Below are 15,523 nucleotides of genomic sequence, written 5' to 3' on the forward strand. Positions count from 1 at the left end.
GGGCATTTAAAAAAATACATTGAAATCAATGGCTTAGCGAGATGCTCGTCCGCGCGCTTTTGAGTTGTATCAAAATCTAACAGGATCGCGCGTGTGTGAATAAGTCAAGTCTTGACAGTCGTTTTTTCTCCTCATAACGAGCCAAAAGCGCGGCGGTATTGGATTGCCTCGGCGATCTGCGCGGCGCTCGGCATCGCCGCGCCAGCCAGGTCCGCGACGGTGCGCGCGACCTTCAACACCCGGTAGTACGCCCGCGCCGACCAGCCAAAGCGCTCGCCGGCTTCGCGCAGCAGCGCCTCGCCCGCTGCGTCCGGGCGGCATACATCGTCGACTTCGCGTCCGTCCAGCTCGCGGTTGGTCTTGCCTTGCCGGGCCAGTTGCCGCTCGCGCGCAGCGCTCACGCGCTGTGCGATCGCGACGCTTGCTTCGCCGGTGGTGGCGGCGCGTGCCGCGAGTTCGGCGGCGGTCAGTGCTGGAATTTCGAGCTGGATGTCGATGCGGTCGAGCAGCGGTCCCGACAATTTACGCAAATAGCGCGCCGCAACTTCAGGCGTACAGCGGCAGCGCCCGCCCGGATCGCCGCGCCAGCCGCACGGGCACGGGTTCATTGCGGCGATCAGTTGGCAGGCGGCGGGGAAATCCGCTTGCCAGGCGGCGCGCGAGATCGTGATGCGGCCAGCTTCGAGCGGCTCACGCAGCGTTTCGAGCACCACGCGATCGAATTCGGGAAGCTCGTCCAGAAAGAGCACGCCCAGATGCGCGAGCGTGATCTCGCCAGGCTGCGGCGGATTGCGTCCGCCGACCAGCGCTGCCGCGCTCGACGAATGGTGCGGCGCGCGAAACGGCCGCTGACGCCACTGCGACGGCTTGAAGCCGATGCGGCTCGCGGACAGTAGCGCGGCGGAGGCGAGCGCTTCGTCGTCGGTCATGGGCGGCAGCAAGCTGGGAAGGCGTGCCGCGAGCATCGACTTGCCGGCGCCGGGCGGTCCGATCAGCAGCACGTGATGGCCGCCGGCCGCCGCGACTTCGAGGGCGCGCCGAGCGGCGCGCTGGCCAATCACGTCGGCCATGTCCGGCGCCGGGGCGGTGGCGTGCTCGTTGTGCTCGGGCGCGACGACCGGACTAAGACGCGCGTCCGGCGAGCCTGCGAGATGCGCGCATAGCGACGGCAGATCGGCGGCGCCGAACACGTCGACGCCGGGCACGAGCGCCGCTTCCGCCGCGCTCGCGGCCGGCAGGTAAAGCTGTGGGGTACGGAAGGCCGGTGCGGCTAGTTGATCGAGGAGGGCGGGCAACGCAGAACGCGCTTCAGATGAGGCGTCGGCATCGCCGGCGTTCGCCAGAGCGCCGCGCGCGGTGCCGCAGGCCATCGCGAACGCGCCGCGCATCGGTCGCAGCGCGCCGGTCAGCGACAGCTCGCCGGCAAACTCGCGATGGAGCAGCGATTCGGCAGGAATCTGTCCGCTTGCGGCGAGGATGCCGAGCGCGATTGGCAGATCGAAACGACCGGATTCTTTCGGTAGATCGGCGGGCGCGAGGTTGACGGTGATGCGGCGGACTGGAAAATCGAAACCGCAGTTCTGCAGCGCCGCGCGCACGCGTTCGCGGCTCTCACGCACTTCCAGGTCGGGCAGGCCGACGATCGAAAAGGACGGCAGTCCATTGGCGAGGTGAACCTCGACGGTCACTTCGGGCGCACGGCCAGTGGCCGGCGCGCGGCTGCGCACCACGGCAAGCGACATATTCTCTCCCGTCGGACAGCGCGCTCATATCGCGCGCAAATCCCCTAAAACGCTGATGACGTCACGGCCCGCTTGCCTGTGATGTGCGGCACTGCGCAGCGCGAAGGCTGCGAGCAGCGCTTACGGCGTCTGCGTGAGCGGCAATTTCTGTTCGAGCTCGGCGACGCGGCGCTCGAGTTCTTCGAGGCGCGCGCGCGTACGCACGAGCACCTGGGTCTGCGTATCGAATTCCTCGCGCGTGACCAGATCGAGCTTCGAGAAGCCCTGCGACAGCATTGCCTTGACGTTGCGTTCGACATCCTTGGCCGGCGAATTCTTGAACAGATCGCTGACGCGAGCCTGGAAGTCGTTAAAAACGTCGTTCGGTTGTTTCATCGTGTTCCCCTTGGTGCACAAAAAATGTGCATGTTTCATTGCGCCCGTGCCCCGTTACGGCGAACGGGCGATCCTGGTGCGCGCGACGTATTGGTTGCCGCGGCCGCGTGAGCGTGTTTGGTGCGCGCCCTCGCGTTCAGAACGTTCGAACACTCTAGCAACGATCCCCCCGCCGCGCCACCGCCCGCCGCGCCGCTGGCCGTTCGGACAAGGCCGCTGGCGCGCGCTGCGCCACGCGCGCGAGGCGCGCTCCGACACAACATGGCATAGGAGTTGCTGTTACTGCCCCGCGCGCGCACTGCCAGGGCACTTTTCCGGTAGCGCAGGAGACCGCCGTCACGGGTACGCCACGGGGCACAACGGATCAGCAACAACTAGGAGGATTTCATGAAACTCATTACCGCAATCATCAAGCCGTTCAAGCTGGATGAAGCGCGCGAAGCCCTGTCGGCGATCGGCGTGTCGGGCATCACGGTGACCGAAGTCAAAGGCTTCGGACGGCAGAAGGGCCACACCGAGCTGTATCGGGGCGCCGAATACGTCGTCGACTTTCTGCCGAAGGTGAAGATCGAAGCGGCGGTATCGGACGACATCGTCGATCAGGCGATCGAGGCGCTCGAGCGCGCCGCGCGTACCGGCAAGATCGGCGACGGCAAGATCTTCGTCACGCCGATCGAGCAGGTGGTTCGGATCCGCACCGGCGAGACCGGCGCGGACGCACTGTAAAAGACCAGAACATAGCGACACGGATAGCGATAAGAGGAAAACCAAGATGCGCAAACTAATGATGTCCCTGCTGATAGCCGGCTCGCTGCTCGCGAGCGGTGTCGGCACCGCCCTCGCGGACGATGCGTCCGCTCCCGCAGCCGCCTCCGCTCCCGATACGACGGCGAGCGCGCCCGCACCGGACGCCTCCGCCGCAGCCGCTGCCCCGGCGGCCTCGGCTCCCGCCGCCGATGCGTCCGCCGCGCCGGCCGCAAGCGCACCGGCCGCCGCCGATGCATCGGCCACCGCCGCCGCCGCACCGGCCGCCCCAACCGCACCGTTCTCGGTCGATTCATCGAAGATCAACTCCGGCGACACCGCATGGATGCTGACCTCCACCGCGCTGGTGCTGTTCATGACGATCCCGGGTCTCGCGCTGTTCTACGGCGGCATGGTCCGCAAGAAGAACGTGCTCGCGACGCTGATGCAAAGCTTCGCGATCACCTGTGTCGTGACGATCGTCTGGACCGTGGTGGGCTACAGCCTCGCGTTCACGCCGGGCGGCTCGTTCATCGGCGGCTTCTCGCGCGTGTTCATGACGGGCATGAACTACATCAAGGGCGACAAGGCCACGATGCTGACCGTCAGCCACCTCGCGCCGACGATCCCCGAGACGGTCTACTTCGTCTATCAGATGACCTTCGCGATCATCACGCCGGCGCTGATCACCGGTGCGTTCGCGGACCGCATGAAGTTCTCGGCGATGCTGGTGTTCATGACGCTGTGGTCGATCATCGTCTACTCGCCGATCGCGCACATGGTGTGGGAGCCGAGCGGCTGGCTGGCTAGCGCGGGCATCCTCGACTTCGCGGGCGGCACGGTGGTGCACATCAACGCCGGTATCGCGGGTCTGGTCTGCTGTCTGGTGCTCGGCAAGCGCGTCGGTTATGGCAAGGAAGCGATGGCGCCGCACAACCTGACGCTCACGCTGATCGGTGGCGCGATGCTGTGGGTCGGCTGGTTCGGCTTCAACGCGGGTTCGGCCGTGGCAGCGGACGGCCGTGCCGGCTTCGCGATGTTCGCGACGCAGGTGGCGACCGCCGCGGCGGCGCTTGCGTGGATGTTCGCCGAATGGGCGGCCAAGGGTAAGCCGTCGGTGCTCGGTATCGTGTCGGGCGCGGTCGCGGGTCTGGTGGCGATTACGCCGGCGTCGGGCTTCGTCGGCACGGTCGGCGCGCTCGTGATCGGTATCGTCGCGGGTGTGGTCTGCTTCTGGGCGGCCACGTGGCTCAAGCACAAGTTCGGGTACGACGATTCGCTCGACGCGTTCGGCGTGCACTGCATCGGCGGGATCATCGGTGCGCTGCTGACCGGCGTGTTCGCGGTCAAGGACATCGGCGGCTCGGACGGCAGCGTGATCCTGCAGGCGAAGGGCGTGCTGACGACGCTGATCTACAGCGGCGTGGTGAGCTTCGTGCTGCTGAAGATCATCGACATGGTGATAGGCCTCCGCGTGACCGAAGAGCAGGAGCGCGAAGGCCTCGACGTGAGCCTGCACGGCGAGAAAGTCGAATAACGGAGAACCTGTCCCGGTTCCGCCCGCGCTCGCGGGCCCGTCAGTAAGAAAAAATGGTTAAGCAAGCGCAGCAATTTCGCCCGCCTTCTTGGCGGGCTTTTTTCTTGCTGATCGGGTTGCGAACGGCGATTTTCCGCGCCTATCATCGAGATAGGGAGAATGCATTCGAGTCTGCTTGCGAATGGAGAAACCGTCCCCAAATGGACAAAGCATTTGCTCTACAATCTTTTTTCTCCAGTCTGCGAGTGATCAATGGTTCCGCACCTAGTTACGGCGTTAAACGGCCCGCTGCTCGACCTCGAGCGGAAGATCCTCGACGCCACGCCCGCTATCGAACGCTGGTTCCGGCTCGAATGGCAGGAGCACACGCCACCGTTCTACTGTTCCGTCGATCTGCGTAACGCGGGCTTCAAGCTCGCGCCGGTCGACACCAATCTGTTTCCCGGCGCGTTCAACAATCTGCCGCAGGAAGTGCTGCCGCTCGCGGTGCAGGCCGCGATGGCCTCGATCGAAAAGATCTGCCCGGACGCGAAGAATCTGCTCGTCATTCCCGAGCGTCACACCCGCAACGCGTTCTACCTCGAAAACGTCGCCCGGCTTGCGTCGATCATGCGCCAGGCGGGTCTGAACGTACGCTTCGGCACGCTCGACGAAACCATCAACGGCCCGGTCACGATTGCGCTGTCGGACGGCCAGAAGCTCGTGCTCGAACCGCTCGAGCGCTCGCAGCGACGCCTTGGTCTGAAGAACTTCGACCCGTGCTCGATCCTGCTGAACAACGATCTGTCCGGCGGTATTCCGCCCGTGCTCGAAAACCTGCACGAGCAGTACCTGCTGCCGCCGCTGCATGCGGGCTGGGCGGTGCGTCGCAAGTCGACGCATTTCTCATGCTATGACGACGTCGCGAAGAAGTTCGCGAAGATGGTCGAGATCGATCCGTGGATGATCAATCCGTATTTCGCGCACGTCGAGGGCGTCGACTTCCAGCAGCGCACAGGCGAGGAAGCCCTTGCCGATGCGATCGACGGCGTGCTGAAGAAGATCGCGCGCAAGTATCGCGAGTACGGCATCTCCGAAAAACCGTATGTCGTGATCAAGTCCGATGCGGGCACCTACGGCATGGGCGTGATGACCGTGCACGACGCGTCGGAAGTCGCCGCGCTGACGAAGCGCGAACGCACGCGCATGGCCGCGACCAAAGACGGCCTCGAAGTGCACGACGTGATCGTGCAGGAAGGCGTCTACACGTTCGAGCGCATCGGCGAGGAAGTCGCCGAGCCGGTCGTCTACATGATCGACCGCTATGTGGTGGGCGGCTTCTATCGCGTGCACGGCAGCCGCGAGCGCGACCAGAACCTGAACGCGCCTGGCATGCACTTCGTGCCGCTCGGCTTCGAACACACGGCGCTGCCCGATGCGCACGCGAAGCCCGGCGCGGCGCCGCCGAACCGCTTCTATATGTATGGCGTCGTGGCGCGGCTCGGGTTGCTGGCCGCATCGGTCGAACTCGAAAAGACCGATCCTGAAGCGATCCAGGTCTAAGCCACCTCGCGCGGGCAGGATGGCGGCATGCGTGCCGCCATCGCCGTCTTCAAAGACTATATTGACGAACAATGTCACGCCCCTCAGGGCGCACCGGGACTTTCATGGACATTCTTTTCATCGCCGATCCGCTCAGCCATTTCAAGATCTACAAAGACACGACCTACGCGATGATGGCCGAAGCGGCGCGGCGCGGTCACACGGTGTACACCTGCGAGCCGAAGCATCTGGCGTGGACGGGCGGCGATGTCGAGGCGAACGTGCAGCGCATTGCGATCGTCGGCGATACCACGGATCTGCATCGTCATGTCTGGTTCGCCGCCGATGCCGCCACGCCGCGCGCGCTCGCGAGCTTCGGTGCGGTCGTGATGCGCAAGGACCCGCCGTTCGACATGGAATACGTGACGTCGACGTGGCTTCTCGAACTGGCCGAGCGTGGCGGCGCGCGCATCTTCAACAAACCGCAGGCGATCCGCGATCATTCGGAGAAGCTCGCAATCGGCGAGTTCGCGCAGTTCGTCGCGCCGACGCTGGTCACTCGCGACCCGGCGCGTCTGCGCGCGTTCCACGAACAGCACGGCGACGTGATCCTGAAGCCGCTCGACGGCATGGGCGGCATGGGCGTATTCCGCGTGAAGGCGGACGGCATGAACCTCGGCTCGATCGTCGAAATGCTGAGTCACGACGGCGCGCGCTCGGTGATGGCGCAGAAATTCATCCCCGAGATCAAGGAAGGTGACAAGCGCATCCTGCTGATCGGCGGCGAAGTGGTGCCTTACTCGCTCGCTCGCATTCCTCAGGGTAATGAGGTGCGCGGCAATCTGGCGGCCGGCGGACTGGGCGTCGCGCGGCCGCTCAGCGAGCAGGATCGCAAGATCGCCGATACGCTCGCGCCGGTGCTGGCGGCGCGCGGCCTGCTGCTGGTCGGACTCGATGCGATCGGCGACTGGCTCACCGAAGTCAACGTCACGAGCCCGACGTGTTTCCGCGAGATCATGGACCAGACCGGCTTCGACGTCGCCGCGATGTTCGTCGACGCGCTGGAGCGCGGGGTCGGCTGACGCGTGGTGGCGCTCGCGTGGCGCGCCGACGCAGTGGCCTTGATTGCCCGGCTGCACCCCCAATCTGTGTAGTAAATCCGCATCAGGCGTGGCGTCGGGATTGGCGCGAAAATGAGGCTGCTACAATGCCCGCTCGCCCGGCGATGCATTCCCGCCCTCGCGACCCACGGCCGGTCCGCGGCGATGGCGAACCGGGCTCGAGTCCCGGTCCACGGTTTGGGGCCGTTCTTTTGCAGTAAGGCTGATATGGCAGGCATTCTGATCATTGCGCACGCTCCATTCGCCACCGCGTTGCGCGATTGCATTTCCCACATCTATGGCGGTTTGCCGGCGCGTATCGGCGTGATCGACGTGTCGCCGGATTGCGATCCTGCGCAGGTCGTCGCGTTCGCGAATTCGGAAGTCGTGCGGTTGAAGGAAGAGAATGGCGCGCTCGTGCTGACCGACATGTTCGGCGCGACGCCGGCCAACATCGCGGGCCGGCTCGCCACCGTGCCGGACGTGCGTGTACTGTGCGGCGTCAATCTGCCGATGCTGGTGCGCGCGGTCTGCTATCGCGCGACCCCGCTCGACACGCTCGTCGACAAGGCGCTCGCCGGCGCGACCAAGGGCGTGCACGCGATCGGACCGGCGATGCCGACACCGGTCACGCCGCCAGCGCGCGCTGCCGAGTGCCTGCCGGCGCTGCCGCCCGACGCGGCGGCCGCCGACTGTGTTCCCGCTTTGCCGGCCGATGCCGATCTGACGCAAAAGACGGACGCGCCCGGCCTGTAAGCCGGGCTGGTTAGCAGGCAAGCTTCGACGGATTCAAGCGGTTTCACAACGGTGCCGATCGCATTGAAGCCGCTTTGCAGTAACACTTTTCACCATTTCATTCACCCGCGCTTCGGACCATCACATGCTGCAACAGGAAACGACAATTGTGAACAAGCTGGGGCTGCACGCGCGCGCGTCGGCCAAGTTGACGCAACTCGCAGGCAACTACCAGGCGGAAATCTGGATGAGCCGTAATGGCCGTCGTATCAACGCGAAGAGCATCATGGGCGTGATGATGCTGGCCGCGGGCATCGGCAGTACCGTGCTGATCGAAACGGAAGGCACCGACGAACAGGACGCGATGGACGCGCTCTTGAAACTGATCGCCGATAAATTTGGCGAAGGTCAATAAAGCCGCGCGCTCTGCGTTCGACAAACCCGAAAATGCCGCGGCTTAGTCCGCGGTTTTTTTCGCCGCCGACATCTGAATATCAGAAGAGGCGCGCTGTTAATCGACATTAAAGGGATCTAGAAGCGGCGCGAAAGCCATCGGGAAGAGTGCGTAAGACGACATGCGTTTTCAATGTTTAAACCATATGATTTGTGCGACGCGTATAAAGCGAAGCTTCGCCGGGTACGAGGGCACCTCATCGCGATAATCCGTGCTGCGCTGCACACACCGCCGACACACTTCAAAAAGGCGCGGAATTTATAATGCCCAGTACAGTCTGAGAGCATTGCAGCGGTTTGCCGCGGCATTACACAACTAGAGGAGGTGCGCGTGTCATTCACGCTGCATGGAATTCCCGTGTCACGCGGTATCGCCATCGGGCGGGCCTATCTGATCGCCCCGGCAGCACTCGACGTAGACCACTATCTGATCGAACCGCCCCAGATCGAAGGGGAGGTGGGGCGTTTTCGCGCGGCTCAGCAACGCGTGCATGAAGAACTCAACGTATTGCGCGCCGATCTCGCCGCGGATGCCCCGAGCGAAATGGGCGCGTTCATCGACGTTCACACGATGATCCTGAACGACGTCATGCTCGTTCAGGAAACCATCGACCTGATCCGCACGCGCCGCTACAACGTGGAATGGGCGCTGACCGAACAGCTCGAAAGACTGTCGCGCCATTTCGACACTATTGAAGACGAATACCTGCGCGAGCGCAAGGCCGATATCGAGCAGGTCGTCGAGCGCGTGCTGAAGGCGCTCGCAGGCGCGCCGGGCATCGTCGGCAACGTGCATGGCGCGTGCGACGAGATGATCGTGGTCGCGCACGACATCGCGCCGGCCGACATGATGCAGTTCAAGACACAGACGTTCCAGGGCTTCGTCACCGATCTCGGCGGGCGCACGTCGCATACCGCGATCGTCGCGCGCAGCCTCGGCATTCCGGCCGCGGTCGGCGTGCAGCATGCGAGCGCGCTGATCCGCCAGGACGATCTGATCATCGTCGATGGCGACCACGGCATCGTGATCGTCGATCCCGCGCCGATCGTGCTCGAGGAATACTCGTACCGGCAAAGCGAGAAGGAGCTCGAGCAGCGCAAGCTGCAACGGCTCAAGTTCTCGCCGACGCAAACGCTGTGCGGCACGCGCATCGAACTGTGCGCGAACATCGAGTTGCCGGACGACGCGCGCGCGGCGGTCGAATCGGGCGCGACCGGCGTGGGTCTGTTCCGCACCGAGTTTCTGTTCATGAATCACAAGCACCGGATGCCCGAAGAGGAGGCGCAGTTCAGCGCGTATCGTCGCGCGGTCGAACTGATGAACGGCTTGCCGGTCACGATCCGCACGATCGACGTCGGCGCCGACAAGCCGCTCGATTCGATGGGCGGCGACGGCTACGAGACCGCCGCGAATCCGGCGCTCGGTTTGCGCGCGATTCGCTGGAGTCTGTCCGAGCCGCAGATGTTCCTCACGCAGTTGCGCGCGATCCTGCGCGCGTCGGCGTTCGGCAGGGTGAAGATCCTGATCCCGATGCTCGCGCACGCGCAGGAAATCGACCAGACGCTCGATCTGATCCGCGAAGCGAAGCGTCAACTCGACGACGCGGGTATCGCTTACGATCCGAACGTGCAGGTGGGCGCGATGATCGAGATCCCGGCCGCCGCGATCGCGTTGCCGCTGTTTCTGAAGCGGCTCGATTTCCTGTCGATCGGCACTAACGATCTGATTCAGTACACGCTCGCGATCGATCGCGCGGACAACGCGGTCGCGCATCTGTACGACCCGCTGCATCCGGCCGTGCTGCATCTGATCGCGTTCACGCTGCGCGAGGCGAAACGCGCGGGCGTGCCCGTGTCGGTGTGCGGTGAGATGGCGGGCGATCCGGCGTTGACGCGTCTGCTGCTCGGCATGGGTCTGACCGAGTTTTCGATGCATCCGAGCCAACTCCTCGAGGTCAAGCAGGAGGTGCTGCGCTCGCATCTGAAGACGCTCGAAAAGCCCGTTGCCGACGTGCTGGCTTCGTTCGAGCCGGAGGAGGTGCAAGCGGCGCTCAAGCGGGTCGCGCTGGTTTGAATCTGACGCGCATCGTCGTGCCGTTGAACGAAAAAACGCCGCACATGTGCGGCGTTCTGCTATTTCGGCGTCACGCGAACGGGCAGTGCAGAACCGCCTCAAGACCCGTGCGCGTGGCCGCACACCGGACAATCCGGCTGACGTCCGATGCGCATCGTGTTCCATTCCATCCGCAGCGAATCGAGCATCGTCAGGCGGCCCACGAGCGGCGTGCCGATTGCGCCGATCACCTTCAGCGCTTCGGCAGCCTGCATCGAACCGATGATGCCGACCGTCGGCGCGAACACGCCCATCGTCGAGCATGCGACTTCTTCGAACGGCTGGTCTTCGGGAAACACGCACGCGTAGCACGGCGACGCTTCATCGCGGAAATCGAAAGTGCTGATCTGGCCGTCGAAGCGCAGCGCCGCGCCCGACACGAGCGGCACGCGATGCTTGACGCACGCGCGGTTGATCGCGTGACGCGTCGCGAAGTTGTCGGTGCAATCGAGCACGACACTCGCGTGCGGCACCTCGCGGTCGAGCCACGCATCGTCGACGCGCTCGGCCACCGCGTTGACGACGACCTCGGGATTGATCCGCGCGAGCATGTCGCGCCCGGACTCGACCTTCCTACGTCCAACCGACGCGCTCACGTGCAGGATCTGTCGTTGTAGATTGGTCAGGTCGACGGTATCGGCATCGACGAGCGTCAGACGGCCGACGCCCGCCGCCGCGAGATACAGCGCGGCTGGCGAACCGAGCCCGCCCGCGCCGACGATGATCGCGTGGGCGTCGATAAAACGCTGCTGCGCCTCGATGCCGATTTCATCGACGAGGATGTGGCGGGAGTAGCGAAGGAGTTGATCGTCATTCATGGCGGGGCGCGTGGGGTGTGTCGCTATGTCGCTGTGTCGCGCAAGGAGAGGCAGGTCGAGGGGCCGCGGCGCGCATTCGTGGCTGTTATTTTAATCGCGCGGGGAGGGTGGCGGTTGCGGCTTGCCGTGATGCGCCACCGGTTAGGCGGCGACTTTTTCTGAAACTGTTGCGGCGTGTCTTCGCAGACTATCGTGCTGCGAAGACACGCGCGGGGTTCGCTGCCTGTTGGCCAGCGGCCGGCTTACTTGCCAGCGGGAGCCGGTGCCGAAGCCGGCGCCGGTCCCGATGCGCCCGGCACCGGTTGCGTCGGCTTCACCGCGACCGGCGCGGAGGCCGACGTGCCCGGCTTGTTCTGCGCGAGACGGCGTTCCATCAACGACTTCGATTCCTGAACCGGCTTGCCTTCGAGTTTGCCGACTGCCTGTTGCAGCATGAAGTCGTCAGCCGAACCGAACTCGACCGGCTTGCGTTCGCGCTCCTTCTGGCGCTGTTCCGGCGTCTTCTTGTCGTTCTGCTCTTCGAGCTGACGCAGTTGCTCCATGCGCTCCTGCTCGCGCTGCTCCGCTTCCTTCTTCTCGTTCGGGTCCTGCGTGTTCGCGAGGTGATTTGAGTAGTCGACTTCGCGGGTCACGAGCGCGTCGTCCGGATCGCCGTCCGCGTATTGGTCGACAGGAAGGTCGGGGCGGATGCCCTTGTTCTGGATCGAACGGCCGCTCGGCGTGTAGTAATACGCGGTGGTGAGGCGCAGTGCGGTGTCGGCCGTCATGGGGCGCACGGTTTGTACCGACCCCTTGCCGAACGTGGTCTTGCCGAGAATCAGCGCGCGGTGCTGATCCTGCAGCGCGCCCGCGACGATTTCCGACGCCGACGCCGAGTACGCGTTGGTCAGTACGACCATCGGCACGGTCTTGAAGATGGCCGGGACGTCCTTGAGCGGATCGCTGTCGAACGATTGCAGACGGTAGTTATCGTAGGTGTCGCGATAGATCTGCTTCGAATCCGGAATCTGACCGTTGGTCGACACCACCACCGAATTCGGCGGCAGGAACGCGCCCGCCACGCCGACCGCGCTTTGCAGCAGACCGCCGCCGTTGTTGCGCAGGTCGAGGATGAGGCCCTTCAGGTTCGGCTCCTGGCGCGCGAGATCCTGCAGCTTGGCCGCGAGGTCGGGCGTGGTGCGTTCCTGGAAGCTCGTGATGCGCACGTACGCGAAGCCCGGCGCGACGATCTTGCCCTTCACCGACTGCACCTTGATGATCGCGCGCGTGACGGTGAGCGGGAACGTGCGGTCGTCGGTCTTGCGGAAGATGGTCAGTGTGACCTTGGTGCCCGGGTCGCCGCGCATCTGCTTGACCGCCTGGTCGAGCGTCATGCCGCGCACGGGCTTGTCGTTGATGCGCGTGATCAGGTCGCCCGGACGGATGCCGGCGCGGAACGCGGGCGTGTCTTCGATTGGCGAAATCACCTTGATCAGGCCGTCTTCCGACGAAATTTCGATGCCGAGGCCCGCGAAGCGGCCCTTGGTCTGCTCCTGCAGCTCTTCGTAGTCGGTCTTGTCGAGGTACGACGAGTGCGGGTCGAGGCTCGACACCATGCCCTTGATCGCGGCGGTGAGGAGCTTCTTGTCGTCGACCGGTTCGACGTATTCGTGCTTGATCTGCCCGAACACTTCGGCGAAAAGCCTGAGCTGGTCTAGCGGCAGCGGGGCGACCGCGGCGCTAGCGGGTTGCTGGGCCGAGGCGGAGTATTGCAGTGTGGCAAAGACACCGGTAGCAAGGCCCGCGGCAATCAGGCCGATATTTTTCAGGTTCTTTCGCATAGAGTCTGTTGCGGTCGGAAGCGCGTGGCAGCGTCGATAAAGATTGGACGGACAAGTATAACTGCACACCCGCCTGCTCAGGGCGCGGTGCAGGCAATCGTGCTTCGACAGTACGGGAAGGCCCTGGTTTCTTGCGATCCGGCCCGCGGATGGCGAGCCCTATGACATGGCACTCGGCGGGTCGAAACTGACAGATGCCGCGCAAGGCCAGCGGATGCGGACGCCGCTACGGTGAACCCTGCAGCGGGCCTCTGAATCTGACCGCCGGGCGCAATACAGAATTTCTGGCCGGCCCGGTTGTCTGCGTGCGGCCCCGCGCGTTTTCGTGGCGTGGGGCCGCGCCCGGAAATGCCGGATCAGCCCGCCTTGCCCTGGCTCGCGACCGCGGCTTGCGCCTTGGCGATCGCGTCCTGGTCGCCGAGATAGTAGTGCTTGATCGGCTTCAGGTTGTCGTCGAGTTCATAGACGAGCGGCACGCCGTTCGGGATGTTGAGGCCGACGATGTCGCTGTCCGAGATGTTGTCGAGGTACTTGACCAGCGCGCGGATCGAGTTGCCGTGCGCGGAGATCAGGATGCTGCGCCCCGACTTGATGGCCGGCGCAACCGACTCGTTCCACAGCGGCAACACGCGCGCGACCGTGTCTTTCAGGCACTCGGTCAGCGGCAGTTGCTCGCGCGGCACCTTGGCGTAGCGCGGATCGGTGTACGGCGCGCGCTCGTCGGTGGGCTCGAGCGCGGGCGGCGGCGTGTCGTAGCTGCGGCGCCAGACCAGCACCTGCTCGTCGCCGAACTTCGCGGCGGTTTCGGCCTTGTTCAGACCCGACAGCGCGCCGTAGTGGCGTTCGTTCAGGCGCCACGAATGCACGACGGGCAGGTACATCAGATCCATCCGGTCCTGCACATGCCACAGCGTGCGGATCGCGCGCTTGAGCACCGACGTGTAGGCGATGTCGAACGTATAGCCGGATTCCTTGAGCAGCACGCCCGCCTGCTGCGCCTCGAGGTTGCCCTGCTCGGTGAGGTCGACGTCGACCCAGCCGGTGAAGCGGTTTTCCTTGTTCCAAGTCGATTCGCCGTGGCGGATGAGAACGAGTTTGTACATGAGAGTTGCCGGTCGGTAGTGAGGAAGCGGTCTCGCGCCGTGCGGCGCCTCGGGCGGCGCATCGCCATCGCGTCGAACGGTTATTTTATAATGCTCGGGTTGACCTTTTCGATTTCTCTCTTTCCGGCGGATCTTCCGTGAAGTTTTTCACCGAATACACAAACCTTGTCCTGATCGCAGTCGTCCTTATCTCTGGTGGGTTGCTGCTGTGGCCGACCATCAGTCGGCGTGGACGTGGCGGCCTGTCGGCCGCTGAAGCCACCCAACTGATCAACCGGCGCAACGCGACGGTCATCGATCTGCGGCCGTCCGCCGATTACGCCAAGGGGCACCTGCCCTCGGCACGGCATTTCGAATTCGCAGAGTTGCAGGCGAAAGTCACGCAACTCGCGAAGAACAAGAGCAACCCGGTGCTGCTGGTGTGCCAGACCGGCCAGCAGTCGAACAAGGCCGCGCGTATCGTGCAGGAAGCGGGATACGCGGAAGTCCATGTTCTCGAGGGCGGCGTCGACGCCTGGCAGAAAGCCGGTATGCCGGTTGTGAAACAAGGAGCAGCCAAGTGAACAAAGTGATCATGTACAGCACCCAGGTGTGCCCGTATTGCCAGATGGCCGAACGTCTTTTAAAGTCGCGCGGCGTCGAGCACGTTGAGAAAGTACTGATCGACAAGGACCCGGGCCGTCGTGAGGAGATGATGACCCGGACCGGTCGTCGCACGGTGCCGCAGGTGTTCATCGGCGAGACGCATGTGGGCGGCTATGATGACCTTTCCGCGCTCGATCGCGCGGGCGGTCTGACGCCGCTGCTCGAAGCAGCCTGAGTTCGCGCGTTTCGCGCCGCGCGAGCGGGCGGACCGCTCGATAAGCCGGCGCACGCGCTCCTCGTGGAGCCGGCGAGCCGGCGCAATAATCTGGCGGCCCATGCGTGCATCGGCCGCCGCCACGCACACCTATCAGGAATCACCATCATGTCCGACGAGAATAACCAGCCGTTCTTCAACATCCAGCGCATCTATCTGAAGGACATGTCGCTCGAGCAGCCGAATTCGCCGGGTATCTTCCTCGAGCAGGAAATGCCGTCGGTCGAAGTCGAAGTCGACGTGAAGGCCGAGCGCCTCGCCGAATCCGTGTTCGAAATTCTCGTGACGGGCACGGTCACGGCCAAGGTGTCGGACAAGGTCGCGTTCCTGATCGAAGCGAAACAGGCCGGCATTTTTGACATTCGCAACATTCCTGCCGAGCAGATCGATCCGCTCGTCGGCATTGCCTGCCCGACCATCCTGTTCCCGTACCTGCGCTCGAACATCGCCGATGCGATCACCCGCGCCGGCTTCCCGCCGATCCACCTCGCCGAGATCAACTTCCAGGCGCTGTACGAGCAGCGTCTCGCTCAGATGGGCGCGGCCCAGCAGGACGGCGCGGCGCAAAAAGGCGTCACGCATTAAGGCGCCGCGCGCAGTGCC

Annotated in this window: 15 protein-coding genes; 10 read left to right on the forward strand and 5 right to left on the reverse strand. The window is 64.3% G+C overall.

Features of this window, described 5'->3' with window-relative positions:
• Positions 1-131 precede the first annotated feature (131 nt).
• Together OKW41_RS42075 and OKW41_RS42080 are read right to left on the reverse strand one after the other, a co-directional pair.
• Positions 132-1,742 (reverse strand): YifB family Mg chelatase-like AAA ATPase, encoded by a 1,611-nt coding sequence (locus OKW41_RS42075; RefSeq protein ID WP_429576091.1) that lies wholly within the window; start codon positions 1,740-1,742, stop codon positions 132-134.
• Between the two features lie 120 nt (positions 1,743-1,862).
• Complete coding sequence (locus OKW41_RS42080) at positions 1,863-2,117, reverse strand: accessory factor UbiK family protein (protein WP_026228952.1); 255 nt, start codon at positions 2,115-2,117, stop codon at positions 1,863-1,865.
• A gap of 387 nt (positions 2,118-2,504) precedes the next feature.
• On the opposite strand from OKW41_RS42080, the gene OKW41_RS42085 reads away from it, so the two are divergent.
• The 7 genes from OKW41_RS42085 (at position 2,505) to ptsP (ending at position 10,281) form a co-directional block, all read left to right on the forward strand.
• A complete protein-coding gene (locus tag OKW41_RS42085) occupies positions 2,505-2,843 on the forward strand; it encodes a P-II family nitrogen regulator (protein WP_013088261.1) in 339 nt (112 codons plus the stop codon).
• 46 nt (positions 2,844-2,889) lie between these two features.
• Positions 2,890-4,398, forward strand: a complete 1,509-nt coding sequence (locus OKW41_RS42090) for an ammonium transporter (RefSeq protein ID WP_429576092.1) — start codon at positions 2,890-2,892, stop codon at positions 4,396-4,398.
• Positions 4,399-4,650: 252 nt separating this feature from the next.
• A complete protein-coding gene (gshA, locus tag OKW41_RS42095; RefSeq protein ID WP_018434736.1) occupies positions 4,651-5,940 on the forward strand; it encodes a glutamate--cysteine ligase in 1,290 nt (429 codons plus the stop codon).
• 104 nt (positions 5,941-6,044) lie between these two features.
• A complete protein-coding gene (gshB, locus tag OKW41_RS42100; RefSeq protein ID WP_429576093.1) occupies positions 6,045-7,001 on the forward strand; it encodes a glutathione synthase in 957 nt (318 codons plus the stop codon).
• Between the two features lie 246 nt (positions 7,002-7,247).
• Positions 7,248-7,775, forward strand: coding sequence for a PTS sugar transporter subunit IIA (locus tag OKW41_RS42105; protein WP_429576094.1), 528 nt, complete (start codon positions 7,248-7,250; stop codon positions 7,773-7,775).
• Between the two features lie 124 nt (positions 7,776-7,899).
• On the forward strand, positions 7,900-8,169 hold the full coding sequence (locus OKW41_RS42110; RefSeq protein WP_018419292.1) for an HPr family phosphocarrier protein: 270 nt from the start codon (positions 7,900-7,902) through the stop codon (positions 8,167-8,169).
• A gap of 369 nt (positions 8,170-8,538) precedes the next feature.
• Positions 8,539-10,281, forward strand: coding sequence for a phosphoenolpyruvate--protein phosphotransferase (gene ptsP / locus OKW41_RS42115; protein ID WP_090805570.1), 1,743 nt, complete (start codon positions 8,539-8,541; stop codon positions 10,279-10,281).
• Between the two features lie 98 nt (positions 10,282-10,379).
• On the opposite strand, the gene OKW41_RS42120 is transcribed toward ptsP, so the two are convergent.
• The 3 genes from OKW41_RS42120 to gpmA form a co-directional block, all read right to left on the reverse strand.
• On the reverse strand, positions 10,380-11,138 hold the full coding sequence (locus OKW41_RS42120) for a HesA/MoeB/ThiF family protein (RefSeq protein ID WP_184054036.1): 759 nt from the start codon (positions 11,136-11,138) through the stop codon (positions 10,380-10,382).
• Positions 11,139-11,380: 242 nt separating this feature from the next.
• A complete protein-coding gene (locus OKW41_RS42125; protein ID WP_429453372.1) occupies positions 11,381-12,958 on the reverse strand; it encodes a S41 family peptidase in 1,578 nt (525 codons plus the stop codon).
• Positions 12,959-13,314: 356 nt separating this feature from the next.
• Positions 13,315-14,061 carry a 2,3-diphosphoglycerate-dependent phosphoglycerate mutase gene (gpmA, locus tag OKW41_RS42130; protein WP_429576095.1) on the reverse strand — a complete coding sequence of 249 codons (747 nt, stop codon included), beginning with the start codon at positions 14,059-14,061 and terminating at the stop codon, positions 13,315-13,317.
• A 137-nt stretch (positions 14,062-14,198) separates the two neighbouring features.
• On the opposite strand from gpmA, the gene OKW41_RS42135 reads away from it, so the two are divergent.
• From OKW41_RS42135 to secB, 3 genes are all read left to right on the forward strand, one after another.
• Positions 14,199-14,624 carry a rhodanese-like domain-containing protein gene (locus OKW41_RS42135; protein WP_429576558.1) on the forward strand — a complete coding sequence of 142 codons (426 nt, stop codon included), beginning with the start codon at positions 14,199-14,201 and terminating at the stop codon, positions 14,622-14,624.
• Positions 14,621-14,881, forward strand: coding sequence for a glutaredoxin 3 (gene grxC, locus OKW41_RS42140; protein WP_090802871.1), 261 nt, complete (start codon positions 14,621-14,623; stop codon positions 14,879-14,881). The genes OKW41_RS42135 and grxC overlap by 4 nt, the downstream gene beginning before the upstream one ends.
• A 147-nt stretch (positions 14,882-15,028) precedes the next feature.
• Positions 15,029-15,505, forward strand: a complete 477-nt coding sequence (gene secB / locus OKW41_RS42145) for a protein-export chaperone SecB (protein ID WP_429453369.1) — start codon at positions 15,029-15,031, stop codon at positions 15,503-15,505.
• Positions 15,506-15,523 lie beyond the last annotated feature (18 nt).

It is taken from the genome of Paraburkholderia sp. UCT70 (assembly GCF_050434085.1).
Classification (GTDB): domain Bacteria; phylum Pseudomonadota; class Gammaproteobacteria; order Burkholderiales; family Burkholderiaceae; genus Paraburkholderia; species Paraburkholderia tuberum.

Bases quoted from the DNA above. Each gene is read 5' to 3' on its own strand.
- OKW41_RS42075 (WP_429576091.1), bottom strand. From the start codon at position 1,742: ATGTCGCTTGCCGTGGTGCGCAGCCGCGCGCCGGCCACTGGCCGTGCG.
- OKW41_RS42080 (WP_026228952.1), bottom strand. From the start codon at position 2,117: ATGAAACAACCGAACGACGTTTTTAACGACTTCCAGGCTCGCGTCAGC.
- OKW41_RS42085 (WP_013088261.1), top strand. From the start codon at position 2,505: ATGAAACTCATTACCGCAATCATCAAGCCGTTCAAGCTGGATGAAGCG.
- OKW41_RS42090 (WP_429576092.1), top strand. From the start codon at position 2,890: ATGCGCAAACTAATGATGTCCCTGCTGATAGCCGGCTCGCTGCTCGCG.
- gshA (WP_018434736.1), top strand. From the start codon at position 4,651: ATGGTTCCGCACCTAGTTACGGCGTTAAACGGCCCGCTGCTCGACCTC.
- gshB (WP_429576093.1), top strand. From the start codon at position 6,045: ATGGACATTCTTTTCATCGCCGATCCGCTCAGCCATTTCAAGATCTAC.
- OKW41_RS42105 (WP_429576094.1), top strand. From the start codon at position 7,248: ATGGCAGGCATTCTGATCATTGCGCACGCTCCATTCGCCACCGCGTTG.
- OKW41_RS42110 (WP_018419292.1), top strand. From the start codon at position 7,900: ATGCTGCAACAGGAAACGACAATTGTGAACAAGCTGGGGCTGCACGCG.
- OKW41_RS42120 (WP_184054036.1), bottom strand. From the start codon at position 11,138: ATGAATGACGATCAACTCCTTCGCTACTCCCGCCACATCCTCGTCGAT.
- OKW41_RS42125 (WP_429453372.1), bottom strand. From the start codon at position 12,958: ATGCGAAAGAACCTGAAAAATATCGGCCTGATTGCCGCGGGCCTTGCT.
- gpmA (WP_429576095.1), bottom strand. From the start codon at position 14,061: ATGTACAAACTCGTTCTCATCCGCCACGGCGAATCGACTTGGAACAAG.
- secB (WP_429453369.1), top strand. From the start codon at position 15,029: ATGTCCGACGAGAATAACCAGCCGTTCTTCAACATCCAGCGCATCTAT.